28 protein-coding genes and 2 tRNA genes are annotated in these 26,422 nt (G+C 57.6%); 20 read left to right on the top strand and 10 right to left on the bottom strand.

Translation table 11 applies throughout. The annotated features are described in order from the left end of the window. Positions 1-71 precede the first annotated feature (71 nt). Positions 72-680 (bottom strand): DnaJ domain-containing protein, encoded by a 609-nt coding sequence (locus tag HK23_RS10120; protein WP_086653863.1) that lies wholly within the window; start codon positions 678-680, stop codon positions 72-74. Positions 681-727: 47 nt separating this feature from the next. On the opposite strand from HK23_RS10120, the gene HK23_RS10115 reads away from it, so the two are divergent. Both HK23_RS10115 and HK23_RS10110 read left to right on the top strand, forming a co-directional pair. After that, on the top strand, positions 728-1,063 hold the full coding sequence (locus tag HK23_RS10115; RefSeq protein WP_062251081.1) for a BolA family protein: 336 nt from the start codon (positions 728-730) through the stop codon (positions 1,061-1,063). Continuing rightward, the gene (locus tag HK23_RS10110; protein WP_086653862.1) at positions 1,060-1,656 is read left to right on the top strand and encodes a hypothetical protein; all 597 of its coding nucleotides are present in this window, start codon (positions 1,060-1,062) and stop codon (positions 1,654-1,656) included. The genes HK23_RS10115 and HK23_RS10110 overlap by 4 nt, the downstream gene beginning before the upstream one ends. On the opposite strand, the gene lipB is transcribed toward HK23_RS10110, so the two are convergent. Beyond that, a complete protein-coding gene (gene lipB / locus HK23_RS10105; protein ID WP_086653861.1) occupies positions 1,634-2,323 on the bottom strand; it encodes a lipoyl(octanoyl) transferase LipB in 690 nt (229 codons plus the stop codon). The genes HK23_RS10110 and lipB overlap by 23 nt on opposite strands. A gap of 73 nt (positions 2,324-2,396) precedes the next feature. Between lipB and HK23_RS10100 the strand changes: the two genes are divergently transcribed. The 4 genes from HK23_RS10100 (at position 2,397) to moaA (ending at position 6,191) form a co-directional block, all read left to right on the top strand. Beyond that, positions 2,397-2,483 (top strand) — tRNA-Leu (locus tag HK23_RS10100). Positions 2,484-2,794: 311 nt separating this feature from the next. Next, a complete protein-coding gene (gene galU / locus HK23_RS10095; protein ID WP_063908191.1) occupies positions 2,795-3,679 on the top strand; it encodes a UTP--glucose-1-phosphate uridylyltransferase GalU in 885 nt (294 codons plus the stop codon). Next, on the top strand, positions 3,679-5,088 hold the full coding sequence (gene pgmG / locus HK23_RS10090) for a phosphoglucomutase/phosphomannomutase PgmG (RefSeq protein ID WP_086653860.1): 1,410 nt from the start codon (positions 3,679-3,681) through the stop codon (positions 5,086-5,088). Before galU ends, pgmG begins: the two co-directional genes overlap by 1 nt. Before the next feature lie 86 nt (positions 5,089-5,174). Further along, entirely contained in the window at positions 5,175-6,191 is a 1,017-nt protein-coding gene (gene moaA / locus HK23_RS10085; protein ID WP_086653859.1) for a GTP 3',8-cyclase MoaA, read from the top strand. Here the strand turns inward: moaA and HK23_RS10080 are convergent, their stop codons facing one another. After that, entirely contained in the window at positions 6,192-7,079 is an 888-nt protein-coding gene (locus HK23_RS10080; RefSeq protein ID WP_086653858.1) for a methyltransferase domain-containing protein, read from the bottom strand. It lies immediately after the preceding gene. 45 nt (positions 7,080-7,124) lie between these two features. Here HK23_RS10080 and HK23_RS10075 point away from each other — a divergent pair, with 45 nt between their 5' ends. The 5 genes from HK23_RS10075 to HK23_RS10055 all read left to right on the top strand — a co-directional run bounded on the left by HK23_RS10075 (position 7,125) and on the right by HK23_RS10055 (position 10,623). Then, positions 7,125-7,943, top strand: coding sequence for a ComF family protein (locus tag HK23_RS10075; RefSeq protein ID WP_256940147.1), 819 nt, complete (start codon positions 7,125-7,127; stop codon positions 7,941-7,943). Positions 7,944-8,002: 59 nt separating this feature from the next. Next, positions 8,003-8,266 (top strand): glutaredoxin 3, encoded by a 264-nt coding sequence (gene grxC, locus HK23_RS10070; protein ID WP_063908401.1) that lies wholly within the window; start codon positions 8,003-8,005, stop codon positions 8,264-8,266. A gap of 16 nt (positions 8,267-8,282) precedes the next feature. Next, positions 8,283-8,750: a DUF1178 family protein gene (locus HK23_RS10065; protein WP_086653857.1), complete on the top strand. Its 468-nt coding sequence runs from the start codon at positions 8,283-8,285 to the stop codon at positions 8,748-8,750. 95 nt (positions 8,751-8,845) lie between these two features. Next, the gene (locus HK23_RS10060) at positions 8,846-9,319 is read left to right on the top strand and encodes a DUF2147 domain-containing protein (RefSeq protein ID WP_231888475.1); all 474 of its coding nucleotides are present in this window, start codon (positions 8,846-8,848) and stop codon (positions 9,317-9,319) included. A gap of 26 nt (positions 9,320-9,345) precedes the next feature. Beyond that, positions 9,346-10,623 carry a lactonase family protein gene (locus HK23_RS10055; protein WP_086653856.1) on the top strand — a complete coding sequence of 426 codons (1,278 nt, stop codon included), beginning with the start codon at positions 9,346-9,348 and terminating at the stop codon, positions 10,621-10,623. Here HK23_RS10055 and ubiG read toward each other — a convergent pair. Further along, entirely contained in the window at positions 10,610-11,350 is a 741-nt protein-coding gene (gene ubiG / locus HK23_RS10050; RefSeq protein ID WP_086653855.1) for a bifunctional 2-polyprenyl-6-hydroxyphenol methylase/3-demethylubiquinol 3-O-methyltransferase UbiG, read from the bottom strand. The two genes, HK23_RS10055 and ubiG, sit on opposite strands and share 14 nt — an antisense overlap. A 120-nt stretch (positions 11,351-11,470) precedes the next feature. Here ubiG and HK23_RS10045 point away from each other — a divergent pair, with 120 nt between their 5' ends. From HK23_RS10045 to prfA, 6 genes are all read left to right on the top strand, one after another. Next, positions 11,471-12,724, top strand: coding sequence for an aspartate kinase (locus HK23_RS10045; protein ID WP_063908196.1), 1,254 nt, complete (start codon positions 11,471-11,473; stop codon positions 12,722-12,724). Then, positions 12,717-13,802, top strand: coding sequence for an NAD(P)H-dependent flavin oxidoreductase (locus HK23_RS10040; RefSeq protein WP_063908197.1), 1,086 nt, complete (start codon positions 12,717-12,719; stop codon positions 13,800-13,802). The genes HK23_RS10045 and HK23_RS10040 overlap by 8 nt, the downstream gene beginning before the upstream one ends. Then, the gene (locus HK23_RS10035) at positions 13,795-15,183 is read left to right on the top strand and encodes a helix-turn-helix domain-containing protein (protein WP_179193870.1); all 1,389 of its coding nucleotides are present in this window, start codon (positions 13,795-13,797) and stop codon (positions 15,181-15,183) included. The genes HK23_RS10040 and HK23_RS10035 overlap by 8 nt, the downstream gene beginning before the upstream one ends. Before the next feature lie 130 nt (positions 15,184-15,313). Next, a complete protein-coding gene (gene ispG / locus HK23_RS10030; protein ID WP_062140149.1) occupies positions 15,314-16,474 on the top strand; it encodes a flavodoxin-dependent (E)-4-hydroxy-3-methylbut-2-enyl-diphosphate synthase in 1,161 nt (386 codons plus the stop codon). A gap of 129 nt (positions 16,475-16,603) precedes the next feature. Next, on the top strand, positions 16,604-17,875 hold the full coding sequence (gene hisS / locus HK23_RS10025; protein WP_179193869.1) for a histidine--tRNA ligase: 1,272 nt from the start codon (positions 16,604-16,606) through the stop codon (positions 17,873-17,875). Next, positions 17,872-18,930: a peptide chain release factor 1 gene (prfA, locus tag HK23_RS10020; RefSeq protein ID WP_061504849.1), complete on the top strand. Its 1,059-nt coding sequence runs from the start codon at positions 17,872-17,874 to the stop codon at positions 18,928-18,930. The genes hisS and prfA overlap by 4 nt, the downstream gene beginning before the upstream one ends. A 16-nt stretch (positions 18,931-18,946) precedes the next feature. Here prfA and HK23_RS10015 read toward each other — a convergent pair whose 3' ends face one another. Further along, on the bottom strand, positions 18,947-19,423 hold the full coding sequence (locus HK23_RS10015; protein WP_086653853.1) for a hypothetical protein: 477 nt from the start codon (positions 19,421-19,423) through the stop codon (positions 18,947-18,949). Positions 19,424-19,455: 32 nt separating this feature from the next. Here HK23_RS10015 and prmC point away from each other — a divergent pair, with 32 nt between their 5' ends. Beyond that, the gene (prmC, locus tag HK23_RS10010; protein ID WP_086653852.1) at positions 19,456-20,343 is read left to right on the top strand and encodes a peptide chain release factor N(5)-glutamine methyltransferase; all 888 of its coding nucleotides are present in this window, start codon (positions 19,456-19,458) and stop codon (positions 20,341-20,343) included. 46 nt (positions 20,344-20,389) lie between these two features. On the opposite strand, the gene HK23_RS14950 is transcribed toward prmC, so the two are convergent. The 3 genes from HK23_RS14950 to HK23_RS09995 form a co-directional block, all read right to left on the bottom strand. Further along, positions 20,390-21,124: a hypothetical protein gene (locus tag HK23_RS14950; RefSeq protein WP_475638734.1), complete on the bottom strand. Its 735-nt coding sequence runs from the start codon at positions 21,122-21,124 to the stop codon at positions 20,390-20,392. A 157-nt stretch (positions 21,125-21,281) separates the two neighbouring features. After that, positions 21,282-21,356: transfer RNA gene (locus HK23_RS10000), tRNA-Met, on the bottom strand. A gap of 88 nt (positions 21,357-21,444) precedes the next feature. After that, positions 21,445-21,903, bottom strand: coding sequence for an MlaD family protein (locus HK23_RS09995; RefSeq protein ID WP_086653851.1), 459 nt, complete (start codon positions 21,901-21,903; stop codon positions 21,445-21,447). A 129-nt stretch (positions 21,904-22,032) separates the two neighbouring features. On the opposite strand from HK23_RS09995, the gene HK23_RS09990 reads away from it, so the two are divergent. Both HK23_RS09990 and HK23_RS09985 read left to right on the top strand, forming a co-directional pair. Beyond that, positions 22,033-22,881, top strand: a complete 849-nt coding sequence (locus HK23_RS09990) for an undecaprenyl-diphosphate phosphatase (RefSeq protein WP_086653850.1) — start codon at positions 22,033-22,035, stop codon at positions 22,879-22,881. A 100-nt stretch (positions 22,882-22,981) separates the two neighbouring features. Beyond that, positions 22,982-24,511 (top strand): amino acid permease, encoded by a 1,530-nt coding sequence (locus tag HK23_RS09985; protein ID WP_086653849.1) that lies wholly within the window; start codon positions 22,982-22,984, stop codon positions 24,509-24,511. A 30-nt stretch (positions 24,512-24,541) separates the two neighbouring features. On the opposite strand, the gene HK23_RS09980 is transcribed toward HK23_RS09985, so the two are convergent. Further along, entirely contained in the window at positions 24,542-25,624 is a 1,083-nt protein-coding gene (locus HK23_RS09980) for an ATP-grasp domain-containing protein (protein ID WP_086653920.1), read from the bottom strand. Positions 25,625-25,653: 29 nt separating this feature from the next. Beyond that, complete coding sequence (locus HK23_RS09975; RefSeq protein ID WP_086653848.1) at positions 25,654-26,229, bottom strand: DedA family protein; 576 nt, start codon at positions 26,227-26,229, stop codon at positions 25,654-25,656. Positions 26,230-26,422 lie beyond the last annotated feature (193 nt).

Below are 26,422 nucleotides of genomic sequence, written 5' to 3'. Positions count from 1 at the left end.
ATTCCGGAAGGCAGTCAGACACGCGCCTGTGTCCGGGCTACTTCTTTTATAATGCAGCCAGCATGGCATGGTTACCCCGCTTTTTCGAGGCCCTCTGACATAAGATGTGCCCTGAGGGCCGTGAACGCAACATTGATGCTTTTCAGCCGCTCTTCCGAGCGTCGGTCACCATTATTGGCATCCGGATGATGTTTGCGGGCCAGTGAGCGGTAACGCGCTTTTGCATCGTCCAGCGTTACAGGCCAGGGCAGGCCGAGTGTTGCCAGAGGTTCACGCAGGGCTTCCGGTGCGCCGGGCGTGGCGCGACTTTTGGCGCGTTCCGCGCGGGAGCGTCGGTTCTGGCCGAGAATATCAAGCGGGTCGAGAACATCTTCTTCATTAAATGTCTGCTTACCCGGCTTCGCACTCTGGCCAAACGCCCAGGACGGCCGATCCCATGCGATATCGGCACGCAGATGCGCTTCAATCTGGCCGGGTGACATCCCTTTGTAGTAATCCCAGCGTGCGTTATACTCCCGCACATGCTCGAGACAGAACCAGTAATACTGGTTGAGAGTCTCGCGTGAGCGGGGGGCACGGTAGCCTGCCGGCTTTTCACAATCAGGCATGTCACAGCAGCGCTGGGGCGCATCCGGATCCGGATCGAACGCCCGGTGACGGGTATTCCTTCGCTTCATCATCAGGGTTATGTGCGTGCTGGTGTGTTCTGTGCAAGAGGGAACGTAGGATGACGCAACGCAATTCAGCTTCCACGCCTGAGGCAGACGGTATCCGTGCCCGCCGGGTAAGAGACGCTCTGACCGCTGCCTTTAAGCCGACGCGGCTTGAAATTCTGGATGAAAGCAGCCGCCATGCCCACCATGTGGCCATGACGCGCGGCCCGGAAGCCGGGGCGACAGAAACGCATTTTCGCGTTTATCTGGTCAGTCCTCTGTTTGAAGGGGTGAACCGGGTGAATCGCTCCCGCATGGTGCATGATGCGCTGAGTTACGAGTTCGGCAGTGGCCTGCACGCACTGGCGCTGACACTGCGTACGCCGGAAGAAGAAAGTGCTCTGGCATGACGCAGCAGAGAAGACTTCCACGGCATCAAGCGGCCTCAGGTCTGACGCGCCGCAGTCTGGCTTTTCTGGCGCCGGCTTTTCTGGCTGCCTGTGCCACAGGGCAGGGCGGTCAGACCGCTCCTCAGGGCAGTGATACAGCTCGTGTTGAAAGCTGGTTGCGGGCCGCAAAGCTGGAAAATATACCGTTCACCCAGACATGGCCGAATGGTTCGACCGGTGGTGGCGTGCTGACCTATCACGCGGGTTACCTGCACCTGAATTATACCGTGCCGCATAGCATGGATCTTGAAGCATCCGGCGCGCATGCCGTGTTCAAGGATAGTCAGACCGGGTCTGAAACACGCATGGGTCTGGCGCATAATCCGCTCGGTGTGCTGATGGGCAACCCCATTACGCTCTCAGGGCCGGTGACCGTCACTGATATTCAAAAGCCGCCGGGAATCCTGCAGATTTCGCTGGCGCGCACGGAAAATCCGTCACAGGGGCTGGTAACATTGATTTTCCGGGATACCGGACGCGCTTTGGATCTTTATGAAATCCGCATTCTGGATGAACGGCAGCGCACATTGTTCATTCGTCTGGGAGGGGTGTGAGCGCAGACGGCGTGCTGCCAAAAACAGTCTGCCAGCTTTCCGCCAGCGCTGCATCCAACTGGGCCATCGTGACATTCAGCCCCAGCTTCTCAAAGCTGGTGACGCCGAATTCCCGAATGCCGCAGGGGACAATGCCCTCAAAATCGGACAGGCGGGGGTTCAGATTAATGGACACCCCGTGCCAGCTTACCCAGCGTGAGACACGGACGCCGATGGCTGCAATTTTTTCTTCCTGCCCGGTTGCAGGATCAATGACCCACACACCGACACGCCCTTCGCGGCATTCCCCTTTCAATCCAAAAGTTGCGAGGGTGCGAATGACCCATTCTTCCAGTCCGTGGACGTAAGATCTCACATCACGAGCCTGAACCTCGCCGTGAGACTTGTGCAGATCCAGCATAACATAAGCGATTCGCTGCCCCGGCCCGTGATAGGTCCATTGGCCGCCACGGCCGGCATCATAGGTTGGGTACTGGTGCGGGTTGAATAAATCTTCCGCTTTGGCGGATGTACCTGCGGTAAAAAGCGGCGGGTGTTCCAGCAGCCAGACGCGCTCCACGACCTCATTGGCCCGGATTTCCCGTGCCAGAGTTTGCATGCGCGCCAGTGCGGCGGGGTAGGGAACCGGCTTTTTGCTAATTTCCCATAAAAAACGTGCGTTGGTCATTGCCGCGTGATCTCGGTTCGGTTATAGGGCTTCTCACCAAACGGTATCGCCTTTCAGATGCTGGTTGTCACGTGCGGTCGTGGCGGAATGGTAGACGCGCAAGCTTGAGGTGCTTGTGGGGGAATACCCCGTGGAAGTTCGAGTCTTCTCGACCGCACCATTTTTTCAGCTCTCACAAAAATCAGTTTAAAAACGTTCTGGTTTCTGTGAGAGCTGCTTTTTCTCAAAATATTAAATTTTTAACAGCTTAAAGCTGTAAATTGGCTCATTTGGCCATATTCAGGCCCAGCTTTCCCGGTTTAAAAGCAAATGGAGCCAGTGTTGCCGTATCGGTCACACTTTCCTGCGTGTTTACACAAAGCACTCTGTTGTTTTGTCGGTGGGCAGGATTGATTTGACGAGCGGGCGTCCCCGCGATTACGAGCGACAGTGTTCACTTTTGTTGTAACTCATTTTTAAGGTGTCGTATTCGTGTCCAAGCCCAAGCCTTTACGTAAAGCAGTCCTGCCGGTTGCAGGGCTAGGTACACGCTTCCTGCCGGCAACCAAAGCCATGCCGAAGGAAATGCTGACAGTCGTCGATCGGCCTCTGATCCAGTACGCCATCGATGAAGCGCGTGAAGCCGGGATTGAAGAATTCTGCCTGATCACGGGGCGTGGCAAAGATTCTCTGATCGATTATTTTGATATTGCCTACGAGCTCGAAGCAACACTGCGTGAACGCAACAAGCTGGACACCCTGAAAGCTCTTGAACCCACCAGCATCGAGGCCGGGTCCCTGGTTGCCGTGCGTCAGCAGGAGCCGCTGGGTCTTGGTCATGCCATCTGGTGTGCCCGCAGCTTTATCGGGGATGACCCGTTCGCCATCCTGCTACCGGACGACATTGTGAAATCTGGCACGTCCTGCGTGAAGCAGCTGGTTGATGCCTATAACCAGACTGGCGGGAATGTTGTGGCGGTGACGGAAGTGCCGCGTGAGCAGACCAACCGTTACGGCATTCTCGACATCGGCAAGGACGATGGTCGTCTGGTGGAAGTGAAAGGCCTTGTTGAAAAGCCCAAGCCGGAAGATGCCCCGTCCAACCTGTCCATCATTGGTCGTTATGTTCTGACCCCGGATGTGATGACACACCTCTCCAAGCTGGAAAAAGGTGCGGGTGGTGAAGTGCAGCTGACGGACGCTATGGCAAAAACTATTGGTCACGTGCCCTTCCATGGCCTGCGCTATGAAGGCGAGCGTTTTGACTGCGGGAACAAGATCGGCTTCCTGGAAGCACAGATCGCATTCTCTCTTGAACGCCCCGATCTGGCTGACGATGTGAAAGCATTCCTGAAAAAATATACGTCTCAGATCTGATGACGTTTACGCACACGTTCAACCCGACCAGTCTCCGCGAATATGATATTCGCGGGATTGTCGGGAAAAGCCTCACGTCTGAAGATGCCTTTGCCATCGGGCGGACGTTTGGTTCTGTTGTCGTTCGCCATGGCGGCAAAACTGTCGTGACCGGTTATGATGGCCGCCTGTCTTCTCCGGATTTGGAAGATGCGCTGGTTAAAGGGCTGGTTGCCTGCGGGTTGAATGTTGTGCGGGTGCGCTGCGGCCCGACCCCAATGCTGTATTTTGCCTCTGTCTCCTTACAGGCGGATGGTGCGGTGATGGTAACGGGCAGCCATAATCCTGCTGATTATAACGGCTTCAAGATGATGCTGGCCGGAAAGCCTTTTTTCGGCCCGCAGCTTCAGGAGTTGGGTGTTCTTGCTAAAACAGGCGATGTCGTGCCGTCTGCACGCGGCACGATACGCGGGCTTGATTTGCGTACGGACTATGTGCGCAGGCTGCTAAAAGACTGGGACGGGGGCGAGAAGCCCCTGAAAGTTGTCTGGGATAACGGCAACAGTGCCGCGGGTGACGTTCTGCAAAAACTGGTGGCCGAACTGCCGGGTGAACACACCGTTCTGAATGGCGCGATTGATGGCCATTTTCCGGCACACCATCCAGACCCCACAGTTGCAAAAAACCTTGAGCAACTGATTGCTGAGGTACGGAAGCAGAAGGCTGATATTGGTCTGGCCTTTGATGGTGACGCAGACCGGGTTGGCGTGGTGGATGATCAGGGGGAAATTCTCTGGGGAGATCAGATCCTGATTCTGCTGGCACGAGACGTTTTGAAAACGCATCCCGGTGCGACAATTATTGCCGATGTCAAAGCCAGTCAGGTTCTGTTTGATGAGGTGCGGAAAGCCGGCGGCAAGCCGCTTATGTGGCGGACCGGGCATTCTCTCATTAAAACCAAAATGGCAGAAACAGGGTCTCCGCTGGCCGGAGAAATGTCAGGCCATATTTTCTTTGCTGATAAATGGTATGGGTTTGATGATGCCTTGTATGCCGCCGTACGGCTGCTAGGAATTCTGGCGCGTCAGGACAAACCGCTTTCAGCTATAAGAGAAGCATTGCCTCGCACAGTTTCTACCCCGGAAGTGCGCTTTGACTGCGATGATACACGCAAATTCAAGGTGATTGAGGAGGTCGCGGCTCGTTTACGGCACGAAGGCGCTGATGTTTCTGAGATTGATGGCGTGCGTGTCAATACGCCTGACGGCTGGTGGTTGCTGCGGGCATCCAACACTCAGGCCGTGCTGGTGGTGCGGGCTGAAGGGCCGGATGAAGCTGCTCTTGAGCGCCTGAAGCAGGCTGTGGTTGCGCAACTGGCACAGTCAGGTCTGTCTGCTCCGGATTTTTCGGGAAATAACGCCGGACATTAAGAAAACCCTGCCGGCTTGAAGTTTATGGCCGGCATGACCACTTTGGGTTTCGACAAAACGTTTCCTTCCGACTATATAGAGGACCTATGTTGTCCGGTTTAGTGGACCCTGCGGGGCGCCGCATCTCCTATCTTCGTGTTTCGGTCACAGATCGGTGTGACATGCGGTGTACATACTGCATGTCCGAACGTATGACCTTTTTGCCGCGCGCGGATGTTCTGGATTTTGAGGAGTTGCTGCGGCTTTGCCAGGTTTTTGTGAAGCATGGCGTCAAACGGTTGCGGATTACCGGGGGTGAACCTCTGGTGCGGCGGGATATCGGCCCGTTTTTTGAAACGCTGGGCCAATGGCTGCATCACCCCGAGCAGGCCGGATCTCTGGACGAATTAACCCTCACAACTAATGGTAGCAGACTGGCGCTCTATGCGGAGACTTTGTTCCGAGCCGGGGTGCGGCGGGTCAATGTCAGTGTGGATACGCTGGATGAAGAACGTTTTGCCCGCATAACCCGGCGCGGAAAACTGGCGGCCACGCTGGATGGCATTCGGGCTGCGCGGGCGGCAGGTCTGGCTGTGCGGGTCAATGCCGTAGCCATGGCCGGTGTGAATGATGATGAATTTGATACCATGCTCGCATGGTGTGGGGAAATCGGTGCGGACCTTTGCCTGATTGAAACCATGCCAATGGGAGATACGGGGGAAGATCGCACGGCTCGCTACCTGCCATTATCAGAGGTTAAAGCGGAGCTTGCCAGGCGCTGGACGCTGGAGCCGCTGGCGGACCGCTCAGGTGGTCCGGCGCGCTATATGCGGGTAGCGGAAACCGGGCAGCGCATTGGGTTTATCACCCCGATGAGTCACAATTTCTGTTCAACCTGCAATCGTGTCCGCCTGTCCTGCACCGGGCAGCTTTATACCTGCCTTGGGCATGAGGATGGCGTGGATCTGCGGGCTATTTTGCGCTCTGGCGGGGATGATTCTGCTATTCTTGCAGGCATACAGGCCGCCATTGATCGCAAGCCGACAGGGCATGATTTCATGCTGGGCGCAAAGCCGGGAGAAGTTTCCGGGCCGGTGCGCCATATGAGTGTAACAGGTGGCTAACTAAGAACGCTTGCTGTCGATGGGCGATGCAGGCTGAGCGGCATCAAGAACGCTCTCCAGTGTATGGGTAAAGGCACCGGGTTTTAAGGGCTGCTGCTGGGTCGGTGAGGGTGCCCATGCAGTCAGAATAGCCATATGCAGCGGCATGGCGAACGTGTCTGTTTCATTTGGGCTTAACTCGGCGGCGGCTGCGGGAAAGAGGAGGCGTGGTGGTGCAGTCTTGCTCCGCAACGCCAGAGCATTTGTCTCACCGGCTGCGCGTAAATCCTGCAAAAGCGCCATGAGAGAGCGGTAGCGCAAATCCAGTTTTTCTGTGTCGACAACCGGCAGCGCAAAGCCTGCACGCTGGAGCAGGTGCGCACAGCTTTGCTGTGTAGGCAGGGGCGAGACGCGTGGCGAAATTCCATCACACAACGCGAGCTCAGCATCATCCAGCGCCTGTCTGAGTGGGCGCAGGGTGGGGAGGATTGGCATGCTGGCGAGGAAGAGACCATCCGGCTTTAGAATGCGGCAAATCTGGCTGAACGTGCCGGGGAGGTCGTTAATCCAGTGCAGGGAGAGGCTGGCTGTGACCAGATCAAAGCTGTGCGGCGCAAAGGGAAGCATTTCCTCATCCGCGCAAACGGCCTGTTCGGGAGCACAGGCTGCCATAGCGTGAGAAAGGTCGGACGAGAGGACTGGAATGCCACGTGCTGTCAGCCGTTGCGCCATGATCCCACGACCGCCCAGATCAAGCGCATAGGTAAAATGCCGGGTGACATCATCCAGCCGGTCCATCAGAATATCCGCAGCAGCATCCAGAATGGGCATGACTGAAGTTTGCAGTTTTGCTGAACGGGTTCTGTGGGCTTTGACAGCCTTGCGGTCAAAAATGACGGGGGCATCCATAACGGGAGACGCTGCGCGTTTCAGGCCGGTTTGCCAAGAGGAGGCATGGCGAAAACACATGCAGCACGAGGCTTTGTGATGCTGAGCAAGTATGCCCGGAAAATAGGAGGAGCTGCTCTGGATGTGCTGTTTCCGCCGACGTGCCTGTTATGCAATGCGGATGTGGCGCAGGCAGGACTGGTCTGCACAGACTGTTTTGGGCGATTGCATCCACTCGTGACACCTTGTTGTGATGCGTGTGCCACGCCGCAAACGGCACAGGCGTATATCGGCGGAGATGGGTTGTGCCCGGCCTGTGAGCGCCATCATCCTCTCTGGGCGCATGCTCGTGCCGCATTTTTATATGATCAGGCGAGCCGGGATCTGATCCTGCAACTGAAATATGCTGACAGACTTGAAAATGCCCGTTTTCTGGCAAATCGCATGGTGCAGGCCGGGCAGGATATTCTCACGTCCGACGCTGTGCTGGTGCCTGTGCCGGTGCATCGCTGGCGGCTGATGGGGCGGCGTTACAATCAGGCCGCGATTCTGGCCTGGGCGGTGGCGCGCAGAGCCGGACTGACGTGTGTGCCGGATGCTCTGGTGCGCAGAAAAGCCACCTCACGTCTGGCAAGCTTCTCACCGCAGGAGCGGAAGGCGGAAATGGTAGATGCTATTGCTGTCCACTCCGGTCGTGTTTCAGAGCTTGCAGGACGCGCTGTGGTGCTGGTGGATGATGTGCTGACAACAGGGGCGACAGCAACGGTCTGCACGCAGGGCCTGCTGGATGCCGGTGCGGCTTCTGTCAGTCTGCTGGTGGCGGGGCGCGTGCCTGCGCAAAAAGAAGTTGATCTTGATTTTCCAGTCATGGAAACGACTATGTGAAGAGACGTGTCGGCATGCCGGGTCTGGCAGGCACCATGAGAGATGAGGAAAACAGCACGATGCCAGTAATCGAAATTTATACGCAGCCCGGTTGCCCCTATTGCGTACGCGCAGTGCGTCTTCTTGAAAGCAAAAATGTGCCGTTCAAGGAGATCAATGCCCCGCGGGGTACGCCGGAACGGGAGCAAGCCTATGAACGCTCAGGCGGTGGCACCACTGTGCCGCAGACCTTTGTGGATGGACGGCCTCTGGGGGGCTGTGATGATCTGATGCGTCTGGAACGGCAAGGGCAGTTGAACGCGGCTCTTGGACTGGCGGACTGATCCGGGAAGGCGAGGGATGATCTGCTACCGTTTGCGCTGCGCTGCCGGGCATGAATTTGAAGGCTGGTATCGTGACAGCGCAACTTTTGCGCAGTTACAGGCTGGTGGCTTTCTGTCGTGCCCGGAATGCGGCCATGCGGACGTGCAGCAGGCGTTGATGGCCCCCGCCATTACCAAAAACCGCTCAGATGCCCCGGTCTCCGGCCCGATCTCCGAATCTCCGGTGGCGAGTGCCCCGGAAAGGGTTGCAAGCGCAGGTCTGCCCGACCAGATGGTCGCCGCTTTTCAGAAAATCCGGCAGGCGGTGGAAAGCAGGTGTGAAAATGTGGGAGATCGCTTTGCAGAGGAAGCTTTGCGTATGCACCACAAGGAAGCCCCGGAACGCGGCATCTACGGTCAGGCCTCGGAAGAGGATCGTGCCATGCTGGCGGAAGAAGGCGTGGACGTTTTGAGTATTCCATGGGTACGTCGGGCCGATGGCTGAATGTTGAAGGGCTGGCGGTAACGTGGCATGACCACCAGCTGGTTCCAGCCCGTACCGCCGTTCTGTTGGCGTGTCTGAAAAGGGAGAAGAGCAGCGTGACTCTCAAAAACGCATGGATGACGGCGTTTCTCAGCTCGTTTCTGCTCTGTGCCGCAGTGACGGCGCCAGGTCATGCGCAGGCTGCGGAAGCACCGGAAAGCGTCTTTATGGGCTACTGGCTTAGCCAGGGGCATGACGGTGTTTTCAAGATTGGTATGTGTGGCGATACCGTCTGTGGTCAGCTTGTCGGGCTGAGCTATCAGGGGGACGATGTGCCCAAAGATCATAAGGGGCAGTCTGAGTGCGGCATTCAGATGCTCACCGGCTTTCGTCAGTCGTCCGATGATAAAAATCGCTGGAACGGCAAGATTCTCGATCCTGATAGCGGCCATGTTTATCAGGCCCAGATCTGGTCACCGCAGAAAGATGTCATGAAGTTGCGGGGCTATATCGGATTGCCACTTTTTGGTGAAACACAGACCTGGACGCGGTATGAAGGGACACTGGGGCCAGTTTGCAAAATGCCCTGAAATAAAAACAATAAGGCGATAACAGTATGACACACTCCTTTTCCCGGCGTATTTTTGGTCTGGGTAGTTTTGCGGGTGCTTTGACTGTCGCTCTGCCTGCGCAGGCGGCGGATGATACAGCAAAAGCGCCTTCGCAGGACGAAAAGCCAACCCGGCGGACCATCTGTTACATCGGCGGTTATACCAAACATGGGCCGCCCGGCGGAAATGGAGAAGGCATCAGCGTTTTTGAGATGAATCAGAAAACGGGCGCGCTGACAAACCTGACAACCTTTACTGATATCGCCAGCCCGTCCTACATCACGCTCTCACCCGACCGGCGCTTTCTGTATGCGCTGAGCGAGATCAATGATTTTGACACTTCGCACAGCGGGTCTGTAACGGCCTTTCTGGTTGATCAGGCGACAGGCGGCCTGAAAAAACTGAACACGGTTGCCTCTGGCGGGGCTGACCCCGCACATCTGAGCGTTCACCCCTCCGGTCGTTTTGTTATGGTGGCGAATTACACCGGGGGCACCATTGGTATTCTGCATGTGCTGGCTGATGGCTCACTTGGGCGCATGACGGATCTTATCCATAATTCCGGCCCACGGATGCCAGACCGCGCCGCGGATAACCCGCCGGGTAACTTTGCCGTGAGTGATCATTCCTCAGCGCATCCGCACATGATCAAGACCGATCCAAGCGGTAAATTCGTGCTGGTGATGGATGCAGGGCTGGACCGGGTTTACGTCTGGACCATCAATCTGGAGACCGGCAAGCTCTCGCCCGCTGCGGTGCCCTTTACGACCATGACGCCCGGTTCTGCGCCGCGCCACTATGTTTTCGGGTCTGAGGGCAAAAAGCTCTATCTGCTGTGTGAGCAGGATTCCAAGGTCGTGGTGGCCGATTTTGATCCCCACACCGGCAAAATTTCTCCGCAGCAGACAGTCAGTTCGGTCACCGCCCACTTCCGGGGAAGCACGCTGGCTGCAGGGATTCTACTCTCTCCGGATGAGCGCTTTTTGTATGTTTCAAATCGGCTCGGGGATTCGCTGGCAGTCTTTCAGGTGTCGACAGACGGCAGTCTGACCCTGGTGGATGAAATCTGGACTCATGCCGATTATGGGCGGTCTCTGATGTTCGATCCGTCTGGCAGCTATTTGTACGTTGCAAACCAGAGGAGTGATTCCATCACATCATTCCGCGTAGATAAGACAACCGGTAAAATCAGTTTCACGTGGGACTTCACGCCAGTTGGAAGCCCCACATGTTTTGAATTTATGACGATTGCGGCTGACCCGACGGACGTTAGCCCTTCCTGAAGGCAGCAATGTAATTCACGCTCAGATCCCGGCTCTCTTTCCACCCGGAAAGGGAGGGGGACATGCCGGCAAGGGCCTGAATGCGCAGGTTTGCCTCGCGGCCAAAGCGCCCAAGCTCTGCCGGGGTGAGGAATTTGCGCCATTCATGCGTGCCGATCGGCAGCAGACGCAGCACATATTCTGCGCCGATCTTGCCCACCGCCAGAGAGCGCAGGGTCCGGTTCATGGTGGAGACAATCACAATCCCACCCGGCTCGACCAGATCAGAGAGCATTTTCATAAATGCTTCAGGATCAGTGACATGCTCGATGATTTCTAAGGCGACGACTGCGTCAAATTTCGCCTTTTCTTCCACCAGTTCTTCCGCGCTGCCAACCCGGTAGTCCAGCGTGCCGGAGCCGTCTGGCAGCGGGTGGGCTTCCAGATGCGCACGGGCAGCGGCGATGCCGTCGGCCGAGGCATCCAGCCCCAGAACATCGTGGCCGGCTTTGGCCAGAGCTTCACTGGCGAGGCCTGCGCCACAGCCAATGTCCAGCACCCGTACATGCCGCGTGGTGCGACCCCGCATGGGAAAGTGGCGGCAGGCCCAGCTGATACGCAGGGCGTTCATGGCGTGCAATGGGCGCATGGGGCCTGTGGGGTCCCACCACTGGCTGGCCAGTGCGCTGAAGCGGGCAATTTCCTCAGGAGAAACGGAAGAGGCAGCGTCTCGGCTGGAGGGATGCATGGAACAAAATTCCTTTCCTGCTGATCTCCCCCGCTGGACGAGAGGGGGCCGGGAAGGGTATGTGACGCGCCTTGTGAAGCTTCGCAACCATTTGCAGCCCGTCTGGTGGAGAAAAAAATTATGCCCGGTTCCGTCCCTCGGATCGTCATGAAGTTCGGTGGAACATCCGTGGGGGATCTTGAGCGCATTAAGGCTGTGGCCGAGCGTGTCAAAAAACAAAAGGAAGCCGGCTGTGATGTGCTGGTGGTTGTCTCGGCCATGGCCGGGGAAACCAACAAGCTCGTCGGCTTTTGTCAGAGCCTGTCTGACCTGCATGATGCCCGGGAATATGATTCCATTGTGGCCACGGGGGAGCAGGTGACAAGTGGACTGCTGGCCATTGCACTGCAAAAGCTGGGCGTGCCCTCACGCTCCTTTGCTGGCTGGCAGGTCCCCATCCGCACCGACTCGGCACATGGCAAAGCCAGCCTGGACACGATTGACGGTGAGCGCCTTCTGGGCTGCATGGCCGAAGGGATGGTACCGGTTGTCGCTGGTTTTCAGGGCGTAGGGCCGGATGGTCGCGTAACGACGCTGGGTCGTGGCGGGTCTGATACCTCTGCCGTGGCGCTTGCTGCCGCCATCAAGGCAGACCGTTGTGATATTTATACCGATGTAGACGGGATTTATACGACTGACCCGCGCATTGTGGCCAAAGCCCGTAAGCTTGAAAAAATCACGTATGAGGAAATGCTGGAACTCGCCTCCGTAGGGGCCAAGGTGCTGCAAACACGCAGCGTGGGCCTTGCCATGCGTGAGCAGGTGCGGGTTCAGGTGCTTTCAAGCTTTGTGGATGGTCCGGCGCTGGTGGAAGGTAAACTGCCCGGCTCTCTTGTGGTGGATGAGGACGAAATCGTGGAAAAGAAACTGGTAACCGGCATTGCGTATTCCCGTGATGAAGCAAAGCTGTCGGTCAGGCGTATTCCTGATCGTCCGGGTATTGCCGCGGCTATTTTTGGTCCGCTGAGCGAAGCCAATGTGAATGTGGACATGATTGTGCAGAGCACGGGCGCTGACGGCACAACGAACATGACGTTTACCACCAGCAAGACCGATCTGCCGCGCGCTATCAGCACGCTGGAATCTGTGCGTGATGCCGTGCAGTATGAAGAGCTGGCAACAGACGATGATGTGGTGAAAATCAGCGTGGTGGGCACGGGTATGCGGTCGCATGCTGGCGTAGCAGCGACCATGTTCCGCACGCTGTCTGAGCGGTCTATCAATATTCAGGTGATCTCTACCAGCGAGATCAAGGTGTCCGTCCTGCTGTCTGCTGAGTATGCAGAGCTGGCCGTGCGCGCCCTGCACACAGCCTATGGACTGGATAATGTCTGACATGCCTGCTCTCGACCTGACCGCCCCGCCGACCGAGGCTGAAAAAGCCCGCGCCCGGACGCGCTTTGATCATCTGTGTCGGCGCGGCACGGAGTTTCTCGGTACGGAATACGCCATTCTTGGTGGTGCGATGTCCTGGGTAAGTGAGCGGAATCTGGTTTCGGCTATCTCCAATGCTGGTGGTTTCGGCGTGATCGCCTGTGGGGCGATGCAGCCGGAACGGCTGGCGGAAGAAATTGCAGCCACCCGTGCGCTGACTGATCGTCCGTTTGGTGTGAACCTCATCACCATGCATCCGCAGCTGGATGAACTGGTTGAGGTCTGCCTGAAAGCTGGCGTCGGTCATATCGTTCTGGCTGGCGGTATTCCTCCGGGTGCGGCCATCAAGGCTGCCAAGGATGGTGGCGCGAAGGTTGTCGCCTTTGCTCCCGCTCTGGTTCTGGCCAAACGTCTGATCAAGATGGGCGTTGATGCGCTGGTGATCGAAGGCGCGGAAGCAGGGGGGCATGTCGGTCCTGTTTCTCTGACGGTGCTGGCCCAGGAAATCCTGCCGCATATCGATCAGGTTCCGGTGTTTGTTGCTGGTGGTCTTGGCCGGGGGGATGCGCTGGTGTCCTATCTGGAGCTGGGTGCATCCGGTGGCCAGCTGGGTACGCGGTTTGCTGCTGCGGCAGAGAGCATCGCGCATGAAAAATTCAAGAAGGCCTTTGTGCGTTCCAATGCGCGCGACGCCATTACGTCCGTTCAGCTGGATGAGCGTTTCCCGGTTATTCCGGTACGTGGACTGGTGAACGAAGGGAGCCGACGTTTCCTTGCGCATCAGGCTGAAGTCATTAACCGCTTCCAGAGCGGTGAACTGACGCGTGAAGAAGCTCAGCTTGATATCGAGCATTTCTGGGCTGGCGCGTTGCGCCGTGCTGTGATTGATGGTGATGTTGAAAACGGATCTGTCATGGCCGGGCAGTCCGTGGGTATGGTAAAGGCCGTTCAGCCTGTGGCTGAAATTATCTCTGACCTTGTTGAGCAGGCTGTTGTGGCGCTCGTCCGCCAGCAGCGGCGCATGGATTGTAATGGCTGAATCCGGTTCTGTTCCAGAGCAGGAACTTCCTGCTTTCTCTCCCCCTTTGCCTGATGTTGAAAGCCTCGGGGTGGGGGCGGCGTTGCGTACGCGGCGGGAACAGCTTGGATGGTCTTTACCGGATGTCGCAGCCTGGCTGCGGATCCGTGAATCTTATCTGGAAGCGCTGGAAAGCGGGCGGGCTGGTGTTTTCCCAGCCGAAGCTTACGCGCTGGGCTTTTTGCGCACCTATGGAGCCGCTTTGGGGTTTGATGCCTCAGCGCTGGTCGTGCGCTACAAGCGGGAAGGGAAAGGCGGGGGGCGCAAGCCGGACCTGACATTCCCCGCACCGCCGCCTGACAGGCGGATCCCGCCCGGCGTCAGCGTCTCTCTTGGGCTTGCAGTTATTCTTGCGAGTTATATCGGCTGGTATCACTTCATCGGGCATGCTCCGCCACTGCCGGAGCATGTGCCGCCGGTTGCTACCATTATTCCCGGTGCGCAGACCAATAACGCGCCGTCTCCGCAGGTCGCCTCTATTCTACCGGGGCCCGGTGCAGTGCCCTCCCGCAGGCCGGAAGATCAGCAGAAGGATCCCGCTGGGGGTAATGGTGCCGGTGCTTCTCAGGCGCAGGGTGGCAATCAGCCGTCTCTGGATCAAAACGGAACCCCGGATTTCTCGAAGCCAGCATTTCCTGCAGCGCAGGGCGGTGAACAGGCACCCGGGGCCGCAGCGGGTGCAACTGGAGAGACTGCCGCTGGAAACAGCGATGTGGCGACCGGTGCCCAGTCCGCGCCGGATCAGCCGGGAGCCGCGACCCAAACTGTTCTGCCGGATAATCAGGTTGTCATGAAGGCCGTTGCTCCTAGCTGGGTGCAGGTGAAAGATGCCAGCGGTAAGGTCGCTTACGATCACATCATGCAGGTGGACGATCAGTGGAGTGTGCCTACAGAAGGCGGTCCGTATAGCCTCACTGTAGGGAATGCCGGTGGTATTGTCCTGAGTGCAGGGAGCGTGACCACCCAGCCTCTGGGCCGAAACGGATCTGTCCGCAGAAAGCTGGTGCTGACGCCTGAGGCTGTAAAGGATGGCTCTCTGGCGGCCCCCGCCCAGGCAGGGTCAGTAGCGGCCGGGTCTGGCCCGACCACAAGCCCCGCTGCCCAGACTGGGGCCGTGGTTCCTCCCGCCGTTCCCGAGAATAAGCGGCCAGCCGGGCTGGACGGAGAGGATGCAACGCATGCTGCCGGGGCAGAGGGTCAGCCTCAGGGCGTTCCGCCTGTTGCTGATGTGCCGCCGCAGGAGCCCGCTAAACCCCGCCCCCGGCGTCGGCCCGTGGAAAAGCCTGAACCCAGTGCGGATGATCTGAACGCTCGTCAGCTTCAGGGCATAGGCGGGCACTGAAGGACTGTTTTTCGTGCTTTCATGTAGCCAACGCGCATTGATTTTGGCAGGAAGGCATCAAACGTAATGGGCAGGCGCGTGACGGAACGCGGTTTGCCTGACAACTGTCGTCTTGACAAAAGGATGTAACATGAGTGGCTACCGGCCTTACCAGCATATCGAGCGTCGGAAATCACGGAAAATCCATGTCGGCAAAGTTGCCGTCGGTGGGGATGCGCCGATTTCCGTCCAGACCATGACCAACACGCTGACCAGCGACGCACAGGCTACGATCGAACAGATCCGCCGTGCAGAACTGGCTGGCGTCGATATTGTGCGTGTGTCCTGCCCGGATGAAGACAGCACCAAGGCGCTGGAAGAAATCGTGCGGGAAGTGAATGTGCCCATCGTGGCCGATATTCACTTCCACTATAAGCGCGCGATTGAAGCCGCAAAAGCTGGCGCTGCCTGCCTGCGCATCAACCCCGGCAATATCGGCAGCCCCGACCGCGTGCGTGAAGTGGTGCAGGCTGCCAAAGACTATGGCTGTTCCATCCGTATTGGTGTGAACGCCGGGTCTCTGGAAAAGCACCTGCTGGAAAAATACGGTGAGCCGAACCCCGAAGCGCTGGTAGAGAGCGCTCTGGAACACGCTAAAATTCTGGAAGATCATGACTTCCGTGAATTCAAGATCAGCGTGAAGGCTTCTGACGTATTCATGGCTGTTGCAGCCTATCAGCAGCTGGCTGATGCCTGTGACTATCCGCTGCATATCGGTATTACGGAAGCAGGCAGCAAGCGTGCAGGCACCGTGAAATCCTCCATTGGTCTGGGCAATCTGCTGTGGGCCGGTGTGGGTGACACGATGCGCGTTTCTCTTTCCGCAGCACCCGAAGAAGAAGTGCTGGTAGGCTGGGATATCCTGAAATCCCTCGGCCTGCGTCATCGTGGCGTGAAGATCATTTCCTGCCCGTCCTGTGCACGTCAGGGCTTCAACGTGGTTGAGACGGTGCAGACGCTGGAAGATCGTCTGGCCCATATCAAAACCCCGCTGACCCTCTCCATCATTGGCTGCGTGGTGAATGGACCAGGTGAGGCGCTGATGACCGACCTCGGTGTGACCGGCGGTGGTTCTGGCCGCCACATGGTCTATTCCGCAGGTAAGCAGGACCACACCGTGCCGGGTGGCGACATGATTGAGCATGTTGTGGAACTGGTGGAAGCCCGCGTGGCGGCCATTCAGGCAGAAGAAGCCAAGGAAAAAGCTGAAGGCGTCGTGCCGGAGCTGCCGGAAATGTCTTCCGCCAAATAAGGTCTCCAAAAAGTGCGTGGGCGGGCTTTCGGCCTGCCGCGCACCAGAGGGATTTTTCTTTTTTATTACAGATCAGGACACGATATCCGGCGGCCCTGAACCGTGCGGATGTCAGGTCGGGAGTCATTCGTGAGCAGCATTCAGCCCGTTAGAGGAACGCACGACCTTATTGGGGAGCAGCAGCGCCGACACGCCCATGTGGTGTCTGTCGCCCGCCATATTGCTGGCCTTTACGGGTTTGATGAATGGGCGACCCCGATCTTTGAAGAAACCCGCGTGTTTTCCCGCTCGCTGGGTGATACGTCGGACGTCGTCTCCAAGGAAATGTATTCCTTTAATGACCGCGACGGCGAAAGCCTGACCCTGCGTCCGGAAGGCACCGCGGCGATTTGCCGTGCACTGGTGACCAATGGCCTGACCCAGTCTCTGCCGCAGAAGGTTTTCTATGCCGGGCCGATGTTCCGGTATGAGCGCCCGCAAAAAGGCCGGTACCGCCAGTTCCATCAGATTGGGGCTGAGTTGCTTGGCGCTGCGGAGCCGCTGGCCGATGCGGAAGCCATTGCTCTGGCGCACCAGCTCCTGACGGCACTTGGCGTTGCAGATGATGTGACGCTGGAGCTCAACACGCTGGGTGATACAGCCAGCCGTGATGCCTGGCGGGCAGCGTTGGTGGCGTATTTTTCCGGCCATAAAGACAAGCTGTCTGAAGATAGTCTGAACCGTCTGGAAAAGAACCCGCTGCGGATTCTGGACAGCAAAGACGCCGGAGATCGTGTTCTGGTGGCTGAAGCGCCGATGATGGAGGAGTTCCTGACGCCGGAAGCGCGTGCGTTCTGGGATGGCCTGCGGCGCACGCTGGACGGGTTCGGCATTGCCTACAAGGTCAATCCGAGCATCGTTCGCGGGCTGGATTACTACAACCATACGACGTTTGAGTTCGTCACGCGTCGCCTTGGCTCTCAGGGCACAGTGCTGGCTGGTGGTCGGTATGACGGGCTTGTGCAGCAGATGGGCGGCCCGGAAGTGCCGTCTATCGGCTGGGCTGCCGGGGTAGAAAGGCTCGCCATGCTGCTTGAAGAAGCGCCTGTCGCGCCGCGTTCTGTGGTGATCGTGCCGGTTGGATCGCCGGATGAAGGAGCTGTGCTGAACATTCTGCAAACGCTGCGTCAGCAAGGTGTGCGGGTGGAAATCGGCTACCGTGGCTCCCTGCGCAAGCGGATGGAGCGGGCAGGCAAGCAGAACGCCAGCCACGTGCTGTTCCTGGGCGATGACGAACTGGCACGGGGCAGCTTCCGTGTGAAAAACATGGAAACGGGCGAAGAAGCAGAAGTCTCGCGCGACACGCTGTTTTCCAACGCGGCCAGTGTGTTTACCAAAGCAGGTGAGTCTGCCGCGCAATGACTTTGGACGAACGGCTGGACAGAATTGTTGGCCGGGCGCTGGAGCTGGAAGCCCTGCTGGCAAGCGGTGTGAGTGGTGAGGCCTTTACGCAGGCCTCGCGGGAATACGGGGAAATAGAACCCGTCGTCTCCCGCATTAACGCCTTGCGGGCGGCGGAGCAGGAAGCCCGTCAGGCGGAAGCACTGCTGGCTGATCCTGAAATGAAGGAGCTGGCCGAAGCCGAGCTGTCCGAACTGCATGAAACTCTCCCGCAACTGCGGCAGGATGTCCGTCTGGCCATGTTGCCGCGTGATGCAGCAGATGAACGTAGCGCCATTCTGGAAGTCCGTCCCGCGGCGGGTGGGGATGAGGCAGCGCTGTTTGCCTCAGAACTCTTCGATCTTTATCGCCGCTATGCGGATCTCCGGGGCTGGCGCTTTTCTGTCATGGATTATGATGAAAGCGAACTTGGTGGCCTGCGCTGCGGGATTGCTGAAATTACCGGCAAAGGCGTGTTTGCCCGCCTGAAATATGAATCCGGTGTGCATCGGGTGCAGCGGGTGCCTGCGACGGAAAGTCAGGGCCGTATCCATACTTCAACCGTGACCGTGGCTGTATTGCCAGAAGCGGAAGAGGTGGATGTGACCATTGATGAAACCGATTTGCGCATTGATGTCTACCGCGCCTCCGGGGCCGGTGGACAGCATGTGAACAAAACGGAAAGTGCGGTGCGCATTACCCATATGCCAAGCGGCATTGTGGTGGCCATGCAGGAAGAAAAAAGCCAGCACAAGAACAAGGCCAAGGCTATGAAGATCCTGCGGGCGCGTCTGTACGAGCGGGAGCGTGCGCAGGCGCATGAATCCCGTGCGGCAGACAGGCGCTCTCAGGTGGGTACGGGGGATCGCTCCGAGCGTATTCGCACCTACAATTTCCCGCAGGGGCGTGTGACGGACCATCGTGTCAATCTTACCCTCTACAAGATTGACCGCATCATGCTGGGCGAGATTGATGACTTTGTGGATGCTCTGACGCAGGAAGAGCAGGCGGCTCTGCTGGCCGCCGAAGGGCTGTAAGAAGCTTCCCGGTCTTTTAGCTGACCGGGGTTGCGCAGACGTTAGACTGGCCGGGGTGATGTTCCGCTGCGTCCAGATCATCCGGGTCTTGCAGGAAAAACTCGGTAAAGTTATCTGACCCTAAAGCGTAAAAATGATGGTGGTCAGGGTTGTGCAGGGTGCCATCACTGTTGACTTCGTGCGTCTCTACCCGGCCTTCCGGGGTGCGGATCGTAATCTCCCCGCAGAGCGTATAGGTGTGCTCAAGGCGGCCAGCTGGTGTGGTGACCCGAATAGTTTTTTCCGGGGTCTGATCATTGAGCCGGATAGTGGCTGCGAGTGTGCCATCAATATAAATGCGGGAGACTTCCGAGATTTCAGCGCTCGCTTTGCCGTCCGTCACGGTAAATTCGCCCGCCAGTGCGGGCGCTGCGGCAAGCGGTGCTGTGACAAGAGCAGCACAAACCGCTAAGGCCGTGCGGGAGATGGGGGAGATGCTGAAAAAACGCGTCATGAAACCCGAACCGCTGACAGGAAAGTAATCTTGTGACTAGAGCAGAAAACAACCAGACCGGCCAGACTCTGGAGCAACTGCTCGCTCTGGGCGCCCGGGATCTGGCTGACGCCGGGATTGAGTCGCCACGACGGGAAGCGCGTCTGTTGCTGACTTACGCTCTGGGACTAACGCCGGAACAGATGCTCTCTCGCTCCCCGCGTGATCTGGTGCCAGAACAGCCTTTTCTGGCCTATCTGGCACGGCGAGCCGCGCGGGAGCCTATGGCTTTTATTACCGGCAGCCAGGGCTTCTGGACGCTGGATCTGGCGGTTTCGCCCGCCACTCTGGTGCCTCGTGGCGATAGTGAAACTCTTCTGTCCTGCCTGCTTGATTATTGCCCGGAAACGCAAAGCCCCAAAACCATGCTGGATCTGGGGACGGGCACGGGTTGCCTGTTGCTGGCCGCTCTGGCGGAATATCCGCACTCCTGGGGGATTGGGGTGGATATCAACCCGGAGGCTGCCGTGCTGGCGCAGGAGAATGCCCGGCGTTGCGGGCTGGCGGAGCGGGCGCTCTTCATGGCCGGGGTGTGGGACAACGCCTTGCAGGGCAAGCGCTTTGACGTTGTGCTGAGCAATCCGCCCTACATCCCCACAGCCGATCTGGCCGGGCTGATGCCGGAAGTGCGGCTGCATGAGCCTCTCGCCGCGCTGGATGGCGGGGATGATGGGATGGAAGCCTATCGGGTGCTGTGTGCCCGCATGCCCCATGTGCTGACGCAGGATGGTGTGGCGATCTTTGAAATTGGGATCGGGCAGGGGGATGATCTGCGCGCTGTGGCGGCTGAGACTGGTCTTGAAGTTCTGGAAATCCGTTCCGACTTTGGAGATGTGCCAAGAGCCGCAGTTTTGCGGGTCTGTCGTGAAACAGGCGCATAAAAAACAGGTTGGCTTTATGGCTGCTGATTGATAATATGTCGAAAGCTTATCCTTTTGGTAGCGATGGTCTTCTTTTAGCCGCTACCCGGACAAGCCATGGGGCTTTTTCACTCAGCAGCGGTTTTTTCTGCGCTGGACTAAGCCCGTTCCGAAAGACAATTCGGCCTTCAGTCAGGAAACGCGTCTTAACACAATAGTCTTGGACTGTTTCTTCATGCAGAACGCCATGAACAGGAAAGTGCTGCGATAGCTCATGAATGTAAAACGGATGCGAACCAGAAATCATCGCTCCAGCGGTGGGAGTGGTGGTACTTCCCGGCATCTGAATGGTCAGATCCCGATGAACCGGAATCATGTTTTTGATAGCCATGGACCGGATGTCCGTGTGCGTGGGACAGCCCAGCAGCTTTTTGAAAAATATCTCCAGCATGGTCGGGATGCGACAGGCGCGGGTGACCGTGTTGCCGCTGAAGCCTATTTTCAGCATGCCGAGCATTATTTCCGCATCATGAACGCCATGGCGCAGGCCGCTCAGCAAAGCCAGCAGGAGCGTGCAGAACGTCAGGCCGCACGTCAGTCCAGCCGGCCACAGATGAACGCTGGCGACGAAAATAATGAGAACCGTCAGGACGCTGAGGATGCACCTCAGCCGCACGGCGAAGCCGAGCCTCAGCCGGAATTTTCTGAGCACTGAGAAAAAAAGACCATGTGCTTCAGCCCAGACTTTGATGATGGGCTGAAGGGCAGGGTATGCCGCGTTCCATGCTGTAGTTTGCAGCATGGGAACAGCATTGCCGCGGCAGCTGTGTGCAACGTGCAATGTTGCCCGCTTAGCGATTTTTAAAACGGGAAAAGACCGAACCCTTTAAAATCAGCCTGACATGCCGCCGGTAAGTTTAAAACTTACTGCGACTAAGCGCCTGATTTTTAAGGAAAGATGGTAGCGGCGGACGGATTTGAACCGCCGACCAAGGGATTATGATTCCCCTGCTCTACCGCTGAGCTACGCCGCCATCGTTCGGTGGAGGTGATCTACTATCGTGAGGGGGAGGCCGTCAAGACTGAAGTCTGAATTTGTTACAAAAAATGTGCAGACCGCTCTTACTGGGCCAGATTTCCGCCTCCAAAGATATAATTGCTGACCTGCTGCTCCAGGCTGGACGGTTCAATCGTGTGGGTCATCAGGCTGCCGGGTGTGACCGGGGTGTGAGATTTGCCCGGTTCGATAATCAGGGCATTATCGGATGAAAGCGTACTGCTGCCGATTGTCAGCGTGCTGTCTTCCGGCAGTTTCAGCTCCGAATTCAGCCGGAAGCGGACAATGGCCATCTGAGAGACCGGATCCAGCGTGATGGAAGAAACACGGCCGACATTTACACCGGCAAGATTCACATCCGCACCACGGTTCAGGCCATTGGCGGAGACAAAGCGGGCGGAAAGGTCATACCGATCCTGCCCCGGTGCTGTCTGGGTGGCACGGGCATAGAGCGCAAACGCCAGAGTGCCTGCCAATACTGCGCCGCTAAAAATGCTTGCGCCTGCGCGGCCACGTCCAATCATAAGTGTAATCTCTCCATTTATCCTGCTGTGGCGTGGGGCGCCTGAACCCATCAATGCTTGCAGCACGTACGCACATGGTGCAAGGACAACCTTCCTTCTTTGATGCGGCCAAATCAGGGTTTGTAACGGATGTCTTTCATTCAGGCGATGATCATAGCGCTCCTGCAAGGGGCGACGGAGCTTTTTCCAGTCAGTAGTCTGGGGCATGCCGTGATCTTGCCTGCGCTGCTGCACTGGTCTTTTGACCAGCACGCTCCGGCGTTTCTGCCGTTTCTGGTCATGCTGCATCTTGGCACTTCCGTCGCCTTGCTGATCTTCTTCTGGAAAGACTGGGCCGCTCTGGTCAAAGGCGCGCTGGGTGGGGCGGGTCAGAGCCTGCAAATGCAGAGCCTGCATATCCTGAGCCTGCTGGTGGTTGCGACTATCCCCGCCGTGGTTATCGGGGGCCTGTTTGAACATATGCTCCGCAGCCTGTTCGGCTCAGCCTCTGCCGCTGCCATTTTCCTGTTTCTGAACGGTTTTATGCTGCTTCTGGCGGAAAGACTGCGCGGTATTTCCGGGCGGACAGACGTTCGTACCGTGGCGGATATGACCTACAAAGATGCGGTCATTATTGGTCTGTTCCAGTGCATCGCGTTCTTCCCCGGCTTTTCCCGCTCAGGGGCGACCATCTGCGGCGGTCTGCTGCGTGGACTGCGGCACGATACAGCCGCGCGCTTTTCCTTTCTGATGGCCGAGCCCGTTATTATCGCTGCGACGGTGCGGGAGGCCTTCAAGCTCCGCTCCGAGCCGTTTGATCCCGCCCAGATGCATCTGGCGATGATTGCCGCGGTTGTGTCCGGCGTTACTGCGCTGGCCAGCACGGCTTTCCTGATGCGGTATTTCCGTGACCATGATAGATGGGCGCTTTCCCCATTTGCCTACTATTGTATGGCGGCTGGCGCGATCGCGACCGTAATTTTTCATTTCTCTTCGTGAACGAATAACCTACGCTGTGCCGGGTGTAGGGTAATACTGTATTGGCAAGCCGGGCTGGATTATCAGGCCCGGTTTTTGGTTGGAGGTTACACAGGCTCTCATGGGGTTTTCATCCTGCCCGGACACAGGGCGGTCTCGTCGCAAATCACTTGAGAGAATTGAGCAGGAAAACGGTGCTCAACGGCTGAAGAGAACGCTGGGGCCTGTGCAGCTCACCATGCTCGGCGTTGGCTCAACCATCGGGGCTGGCATTTATGTCATGACCGGTACGGCTGCCGCCAACTATGCCGGGCCGTCCATTTTGCTCTCCTTCATTGTGGCCGGGCTGGCTTGTCTGTTTACCGCGCTTTCCTACGGTGAGCTGGCCTCGGCCATGCCGGTTTCAGGCTCAGCCTATACCTATGCCTATGTGTCCATGGGTGAGGCCTGTGCGTGGGGTGTCGGGTGGCTGCTGTTGCTGGAATATGGCATTTCCTGCGCAGGTGTTGCAGCAGGCTTTTCCGGCTATGCTGTCAGCCTGCTTCAGGATTTTGGTATCCAGATCCCACATGCACTGACCACCACTACCTTGCAGGTGATTTTTGATAATGCCGGGCGGCATATTTCCGGCGGGGGTCAGCTGGATCTGGTTGGAGCCTTTTCCATCCTTGTCGTGACGGGCCTGCTGATTCTGGGGGTGAAGGAATCCCTGCGGATCAATACCGCCATTGTCTTTCTTAAGGTGGGGGTTCTTGCTGTCTTTGTGGGGGTTGGCCTATGGCAAATTCACCCCGCTTACTGGACGCCTTTTATCCCGCCGCATGAAGGCGGATTCCGCTACGGTATACCGGGGATCTTCCGGGCAGCCTCCATCATTTTCTTTGCCTATGTGGGGTTTGAGGCGGTTTCAACAGCCTCCTCCGAAGCGCGGAACCCCCGGCGAGATATTCCGGTCGGGATTATCCTCTCTCTGCTGATTTGCACGGCAGTCTATATGATTGTGGCAGCTGTTCTGATTGGGGTTGTGCCCTGGAAACTCCTGGACGTAGCGGACCCGTTGGCAGTGGCGGTCAATGCCATGCATCAGCCCTGGCTGGCGTTTTTTGTTAAAATCGGTGCGGTTATAGGCCTGTGCTCCGTGCTGTTCGGGCTGCTGTATGCCCAGAGCCGCATCTTCTTCGCGATGGCGGAAGACGGCCTGCTGATGCCGCTTTTCAGCAAGCTGCACCCGCGTTACTGCACGCCATGGATCGGCACCATTCTGCTGGGTGTGGTGGTAGCCATTGCGACCGCGACGTTGCCGATCGATATCATTGGCGATCTAGTCAGTCTTGGAACGGCGACAGCCTTTGGGATTGTCTGTTTTACGGTCATCTGGATCCGTAATACGGCTCCCGACTTCCCGCGCACGTTCAGTGTGCCGGGTGGCGGTTTCACCGTGAAGGGGATCTGGATTGGCTATGCGCCGCTGCTGGGCATCCTGTTCTGCGTGATTATGGCAGCACCTCTGTTTGTCGATATGATTTTTGCGTTGTTTTCCGGAGACCCGGTGCCCGCCACTCTGCTGGCGGTCTACTGTGGGATCGGCTGGGCCAGCTACCGGTTTTATGGCCGCAAACATTCCCGCCTGGGGCGGGAACTGGCAGACTAAAGCTGTGGAGAGGCTGCTTAAGGCAACCTCTTAGTCGTTCATGGGGTAGGAGGCCAGCAGGCGCTTCTGCCGCCGCCACAGGCGCACCCCGTGCCACAGACCGCTGGATTTCCAGCCTTCCTTTTTCTTCTTGGCCCCAATGCGGAATGTTTCCCGATAGTGGTGAAACTGGGCGGCATAAGCCTCGCGCAGGGTCGTGCTGGAATCCCAGATGTGGGTTGCTTCCGAGCCGACACCGTTGATTTCGATAATCTCGAATTTCTCGCCCTGTTTGAGCGCCTCAACGGACTCGAACTTCACATCCACGCGGCCAAAATGGAAGTCGGGGATGTCCTGCATGATCTCATCCAGCCGGTTGACCAGAGCCGGGGTGATATCCGCAGCACCATTATGGAAAATGGCGCCTTTGCAGTGGTTGCCAGCAAACACGAGGTCGAGCGTTTCCCCTTCAGCCAGCACGTCATTCAGGCGCGCTTGCAGGCGAGGGGTGTAAATATGCAGCAGTAGGCTGGTCCGGGGATCCTGCTTGAGCAGATCCAGAACCGTGGAGCGGCCATCTCCCACCAGAACGGGAATATCTTTGTAGGTGAGGGAGGAAATCTCACCGCGCGGGCTGTCCGGGTGGCGGATATAGAACAGGCCAGCTTCGTGCTTGTAGGGAATCAGGCGCTGGAGAACCAGTTTGATCCGGCGCGGGAAGGCGGCCAGAGCAGCCGTCAGTTCCGCTTCCGTGCGGGCCAGTTTGACGCCGGTACCGTTACAGCCGACATCGGGCTTGACTACAACAGGAACGCTCAGCCCTTTATCCGCCAGCGCTTCCAGCGCACGCTTTGTGTCATCTGTGCCTGTGATGAGCGTGGTGTAGGGCGCAATCCAGCGGGAGGCGACGCTGCCTGCCATATCCAGAATGCCGCTTTTGCTCTCACCACACAGGCCGCCGGTTTCAATTCGCGGGTTGGCGGCGGTCGGGGTGCTGAAGTCTCCGTACCGGATGCCCAGCAGGATCCAGTAAATGACAACGGGCGTATAGAATGCCCAGCCCGGCCAGAATTCAAAGCTGGACAGCGGAGAGCCGGGTTTGCTTTTGGTCTGTCCTGAAGGAGTGGAAGCCATCTGGGGCTGAGACGATGTGGGCAGCTGGGTCATTTTCCCTGCTTCTGAATGCGGGCGGCAATGCGACCCATAATGATAATGACCAGCACAAAGCCGAAAATACCGACCCAGCGCCAGGTTCCGAGATGGGTCAGCAAAAACCCACCGATGCGCAGCGATAGCGCAAAAAGGGCAGATGTCCAGATCATGGTGGCCAGAATGGTGGCCAGAGTGAAGGTGCGCAGGCCAGCATTGAAAAACCCGCAGGCCGTATAAAGCGGCAAACGGGTGCCGGGCACAAAGCGACTGATAAACACGACCTTAAACAGTTTTTGCGTCAGCCACTGGCGTTGCACATCTCGCTCCGGCGTTTCAATCCATCTGCGGGCTGGAGGCCACCGGGCGGCGAGGTAACCTAGCCCATACAGGCCGACATCTCCTGCAACAATTCCGACATAAAGCGCGATTAAAGCTGTGCCGGGCGCCAGTGTGTGCAGATTGACCTGTATGGCGGTAAGAACTGTTGCAGCATCTTCAAGAATAAAGGTGGCGACAATGACAATGAGAACCTGAAAGAGCGGCTGTGTTGTTGTCAGTTCAAGAAAATGGTCCAGAGATCCGGGCATACAGAAAAAGGGTCCACAAGTCGGAGTGCAGGGGGCGTAACAGGATGCGGGGAGAGAAGGAGTCTCCACACGCCCGAATGTCAAGCAATACAGCGCAGACTAAAGACGCACGCAGTGCGAAACCTGCCGTATGGCTGTATGTGAGAGACAGAAAAGATGTGGGAGGATAAAGTGACGTCCTGTCCCGCTGGTT

Source organism: Acetobacter malorum (assembly GCF_002153605.1).
Taxonomy (GTDB): domain Bacteria; phylum Pseudomonadota; class Alphaproteobacteria; order Acetobacterales; family Acetobacteraceae; genus Acetobacter; species Acetobacter malorum_A.
Note: the sequence above shows the minus strand (reverse complement) of the source record. Positions and strands in the feature narration are given on the sequence as shown.

Excerpts from the sequence above, each read along its gene's own strand:
- HK23_RS10120 (WP_086653863.1), bottom strand. The coding sequence starts at position 680 with ATGATGAAGCGAAGGAATACCCGTCACCGGGCGTTCGATCCGGATCCG.
- HK23_RS10115 (WP_062251081.1), top strand. The coding sequence starts at position 728 with ATGACGCAACGCAATTCAGCTTCCACGCCTGAGGCAGACGGTATCCGT.
- HK23_RS10110 (WP_086653862.1), top strand. The coding sequence starts at position 1,060 with ATGACGCAGCAGAGAAGACTTCCACGGCATCAAGCGGCCTCAGGTCTG.
- lipB (WP_086653861.1), bottom strand. The coding sequence starts at position 2,323 with ATGACCAACGCACGTTTTTTATGGGAAATTAGCAAAAAGCCGGTTCCC.
- pgmG (WP_086653860.1), top strand. The coding sequence starts at position 3,679 with ATGACGTTTACGCACACGTTCAACCCGACCAGTCTCCGCGAATATGAT.
- moaA (WP_086653859.1), top strand. The coding sequence starts at position 5,175 with ATGTTGTCCGGTTTAGTGGACCCTGCGGGGCGCCGCATCTCCTATCTT.
- HK23_RS10080 (WP_086653858.1), bottom strand. The coding sequence starts at position 7,079 with ATGGATGCCCCCGTCATTTTTGACCGCAAGGCTGTCAAAGCCCACAGA.
- HK23_RS10075 (WP_256940147.1), top strand. The coding sequence starts at position 7,125 with ATGGCGAAAACACATGCAGCACGAGGCTTTGTGATGCTGAGCAAGTAT.
- grxC (WP_063908401.1), top strand. The coding sequence starts at position 8,003 with ATGCCAGTAATCGAAATTTATACGCAGCCCGGTTGCCCCTATTGCGTA.
- HK23_RS10065 (WP_086653857.1), top strand. The coding sequence starts at position 8,283 with ATGATCTGCTACCGTTTGCGCTGCGCTGCCGGGCATGAATTTGAAGGC.
- HK23_RS10055 (WP_086653856.1), top strand. The coding sequence starts at position 9,346 with ATGACACACTCCTTTTCCCGGCGTATTTTTGGTCTGGGTAGTTTTGCG.
- ubiG (WP_086653855.1), bottom strand. The coding sequence starts at position 11,350 with ATGCATCCCTCCAGCCGAGACGCTGCCTCTTCCGTTTCTCCTGAGGAA.
- HK23_RS10045 (WP_063908196.1), top strand. The coding sequence starts at position 11,471 with ATGCCCGGTTCCGTCCCTCGGATCGTCATGAAGTTCGGTGGAACATCC.
- HK23_RS10040 (WP_063908197.1), top strand. The coding sequence starts at position 12,717 with ATGTCTGACATGCCTGCTCTCGACCTGACCGCCCCGCCGACCGAGGCT.
- HK23_RS10035 (WP_179193870.1), top strand. The coding sequence starts at position 13,795 with ATGGCTGAATCCGGTTCTGTTCCAGAGCAGGAACTTCCTGCTTTCTCT.
- ispG (WP_062140149.1), top strand. The coding sequence starts at position 15,314 with ATGAGTGGCTACCGGCCTTACCAGCATATCGAGCGTCGGAAATCACGG.
- prfA (WP_061504849.1), top strand. The coding sequence starts at position 17,872 with ATGACTTTGGACGAACGGCTGGACAGAATTGTTGGCCGGGCGCTGGAG.
- HK23_RS10015 (WP_086653853.1), bottom strand. The coding sequence starts at position 19,423 with ATGACGCGTTTTTTCAGCATCTCCCCCATCTCCCGCACGGCCTTAGCG.
- HK23_RS14950 (WP_475638734.1), bottom strand. The coding sequence starts at position 21,124 with ATGCTGCAAACTACAGCATGGAACGCGGCATACCCTGCCCTTCAGCCC.
- HK23_RS09995 (WP_086653851.1), bottom strand. The coding sequence starts at position 21,903 with ATGATTGGACGTGGCCGCGCAGGCGCAAGCATTTTTAGCGGCGCAGTA.
- HK23_RS09990 (WP_086653850.1), top strand. The coding sequence starts at position 22,033 with ATGTCTTTCATTCAGGCGATGATCATAGCGCTCCTGCAAGGGGCGACG.
- HK23_RS09985 (WP_086653849.1), top strand. The coding sequence starts at position 22,982 with ATGGGGTTTTCATCCTGCCCGGACACAGGGCGGTCTCGTCGCAAATCA.
- HK23_RS09980 (WP_086653920.1), bottom strand. The coding sequence starts at position 25,624 with ATGGCTTCCACTCCTTCAGGACAGACCAAAAGCAAACCCGGCTCTCCG.
- HK23_RS09975 (WP_086653848.1), bottom strand. The coding sequence starts at position 26,229 with ATGCCCGGATCTCTGGACCATTTTCTTGAACTGACAACAACACAGCCG.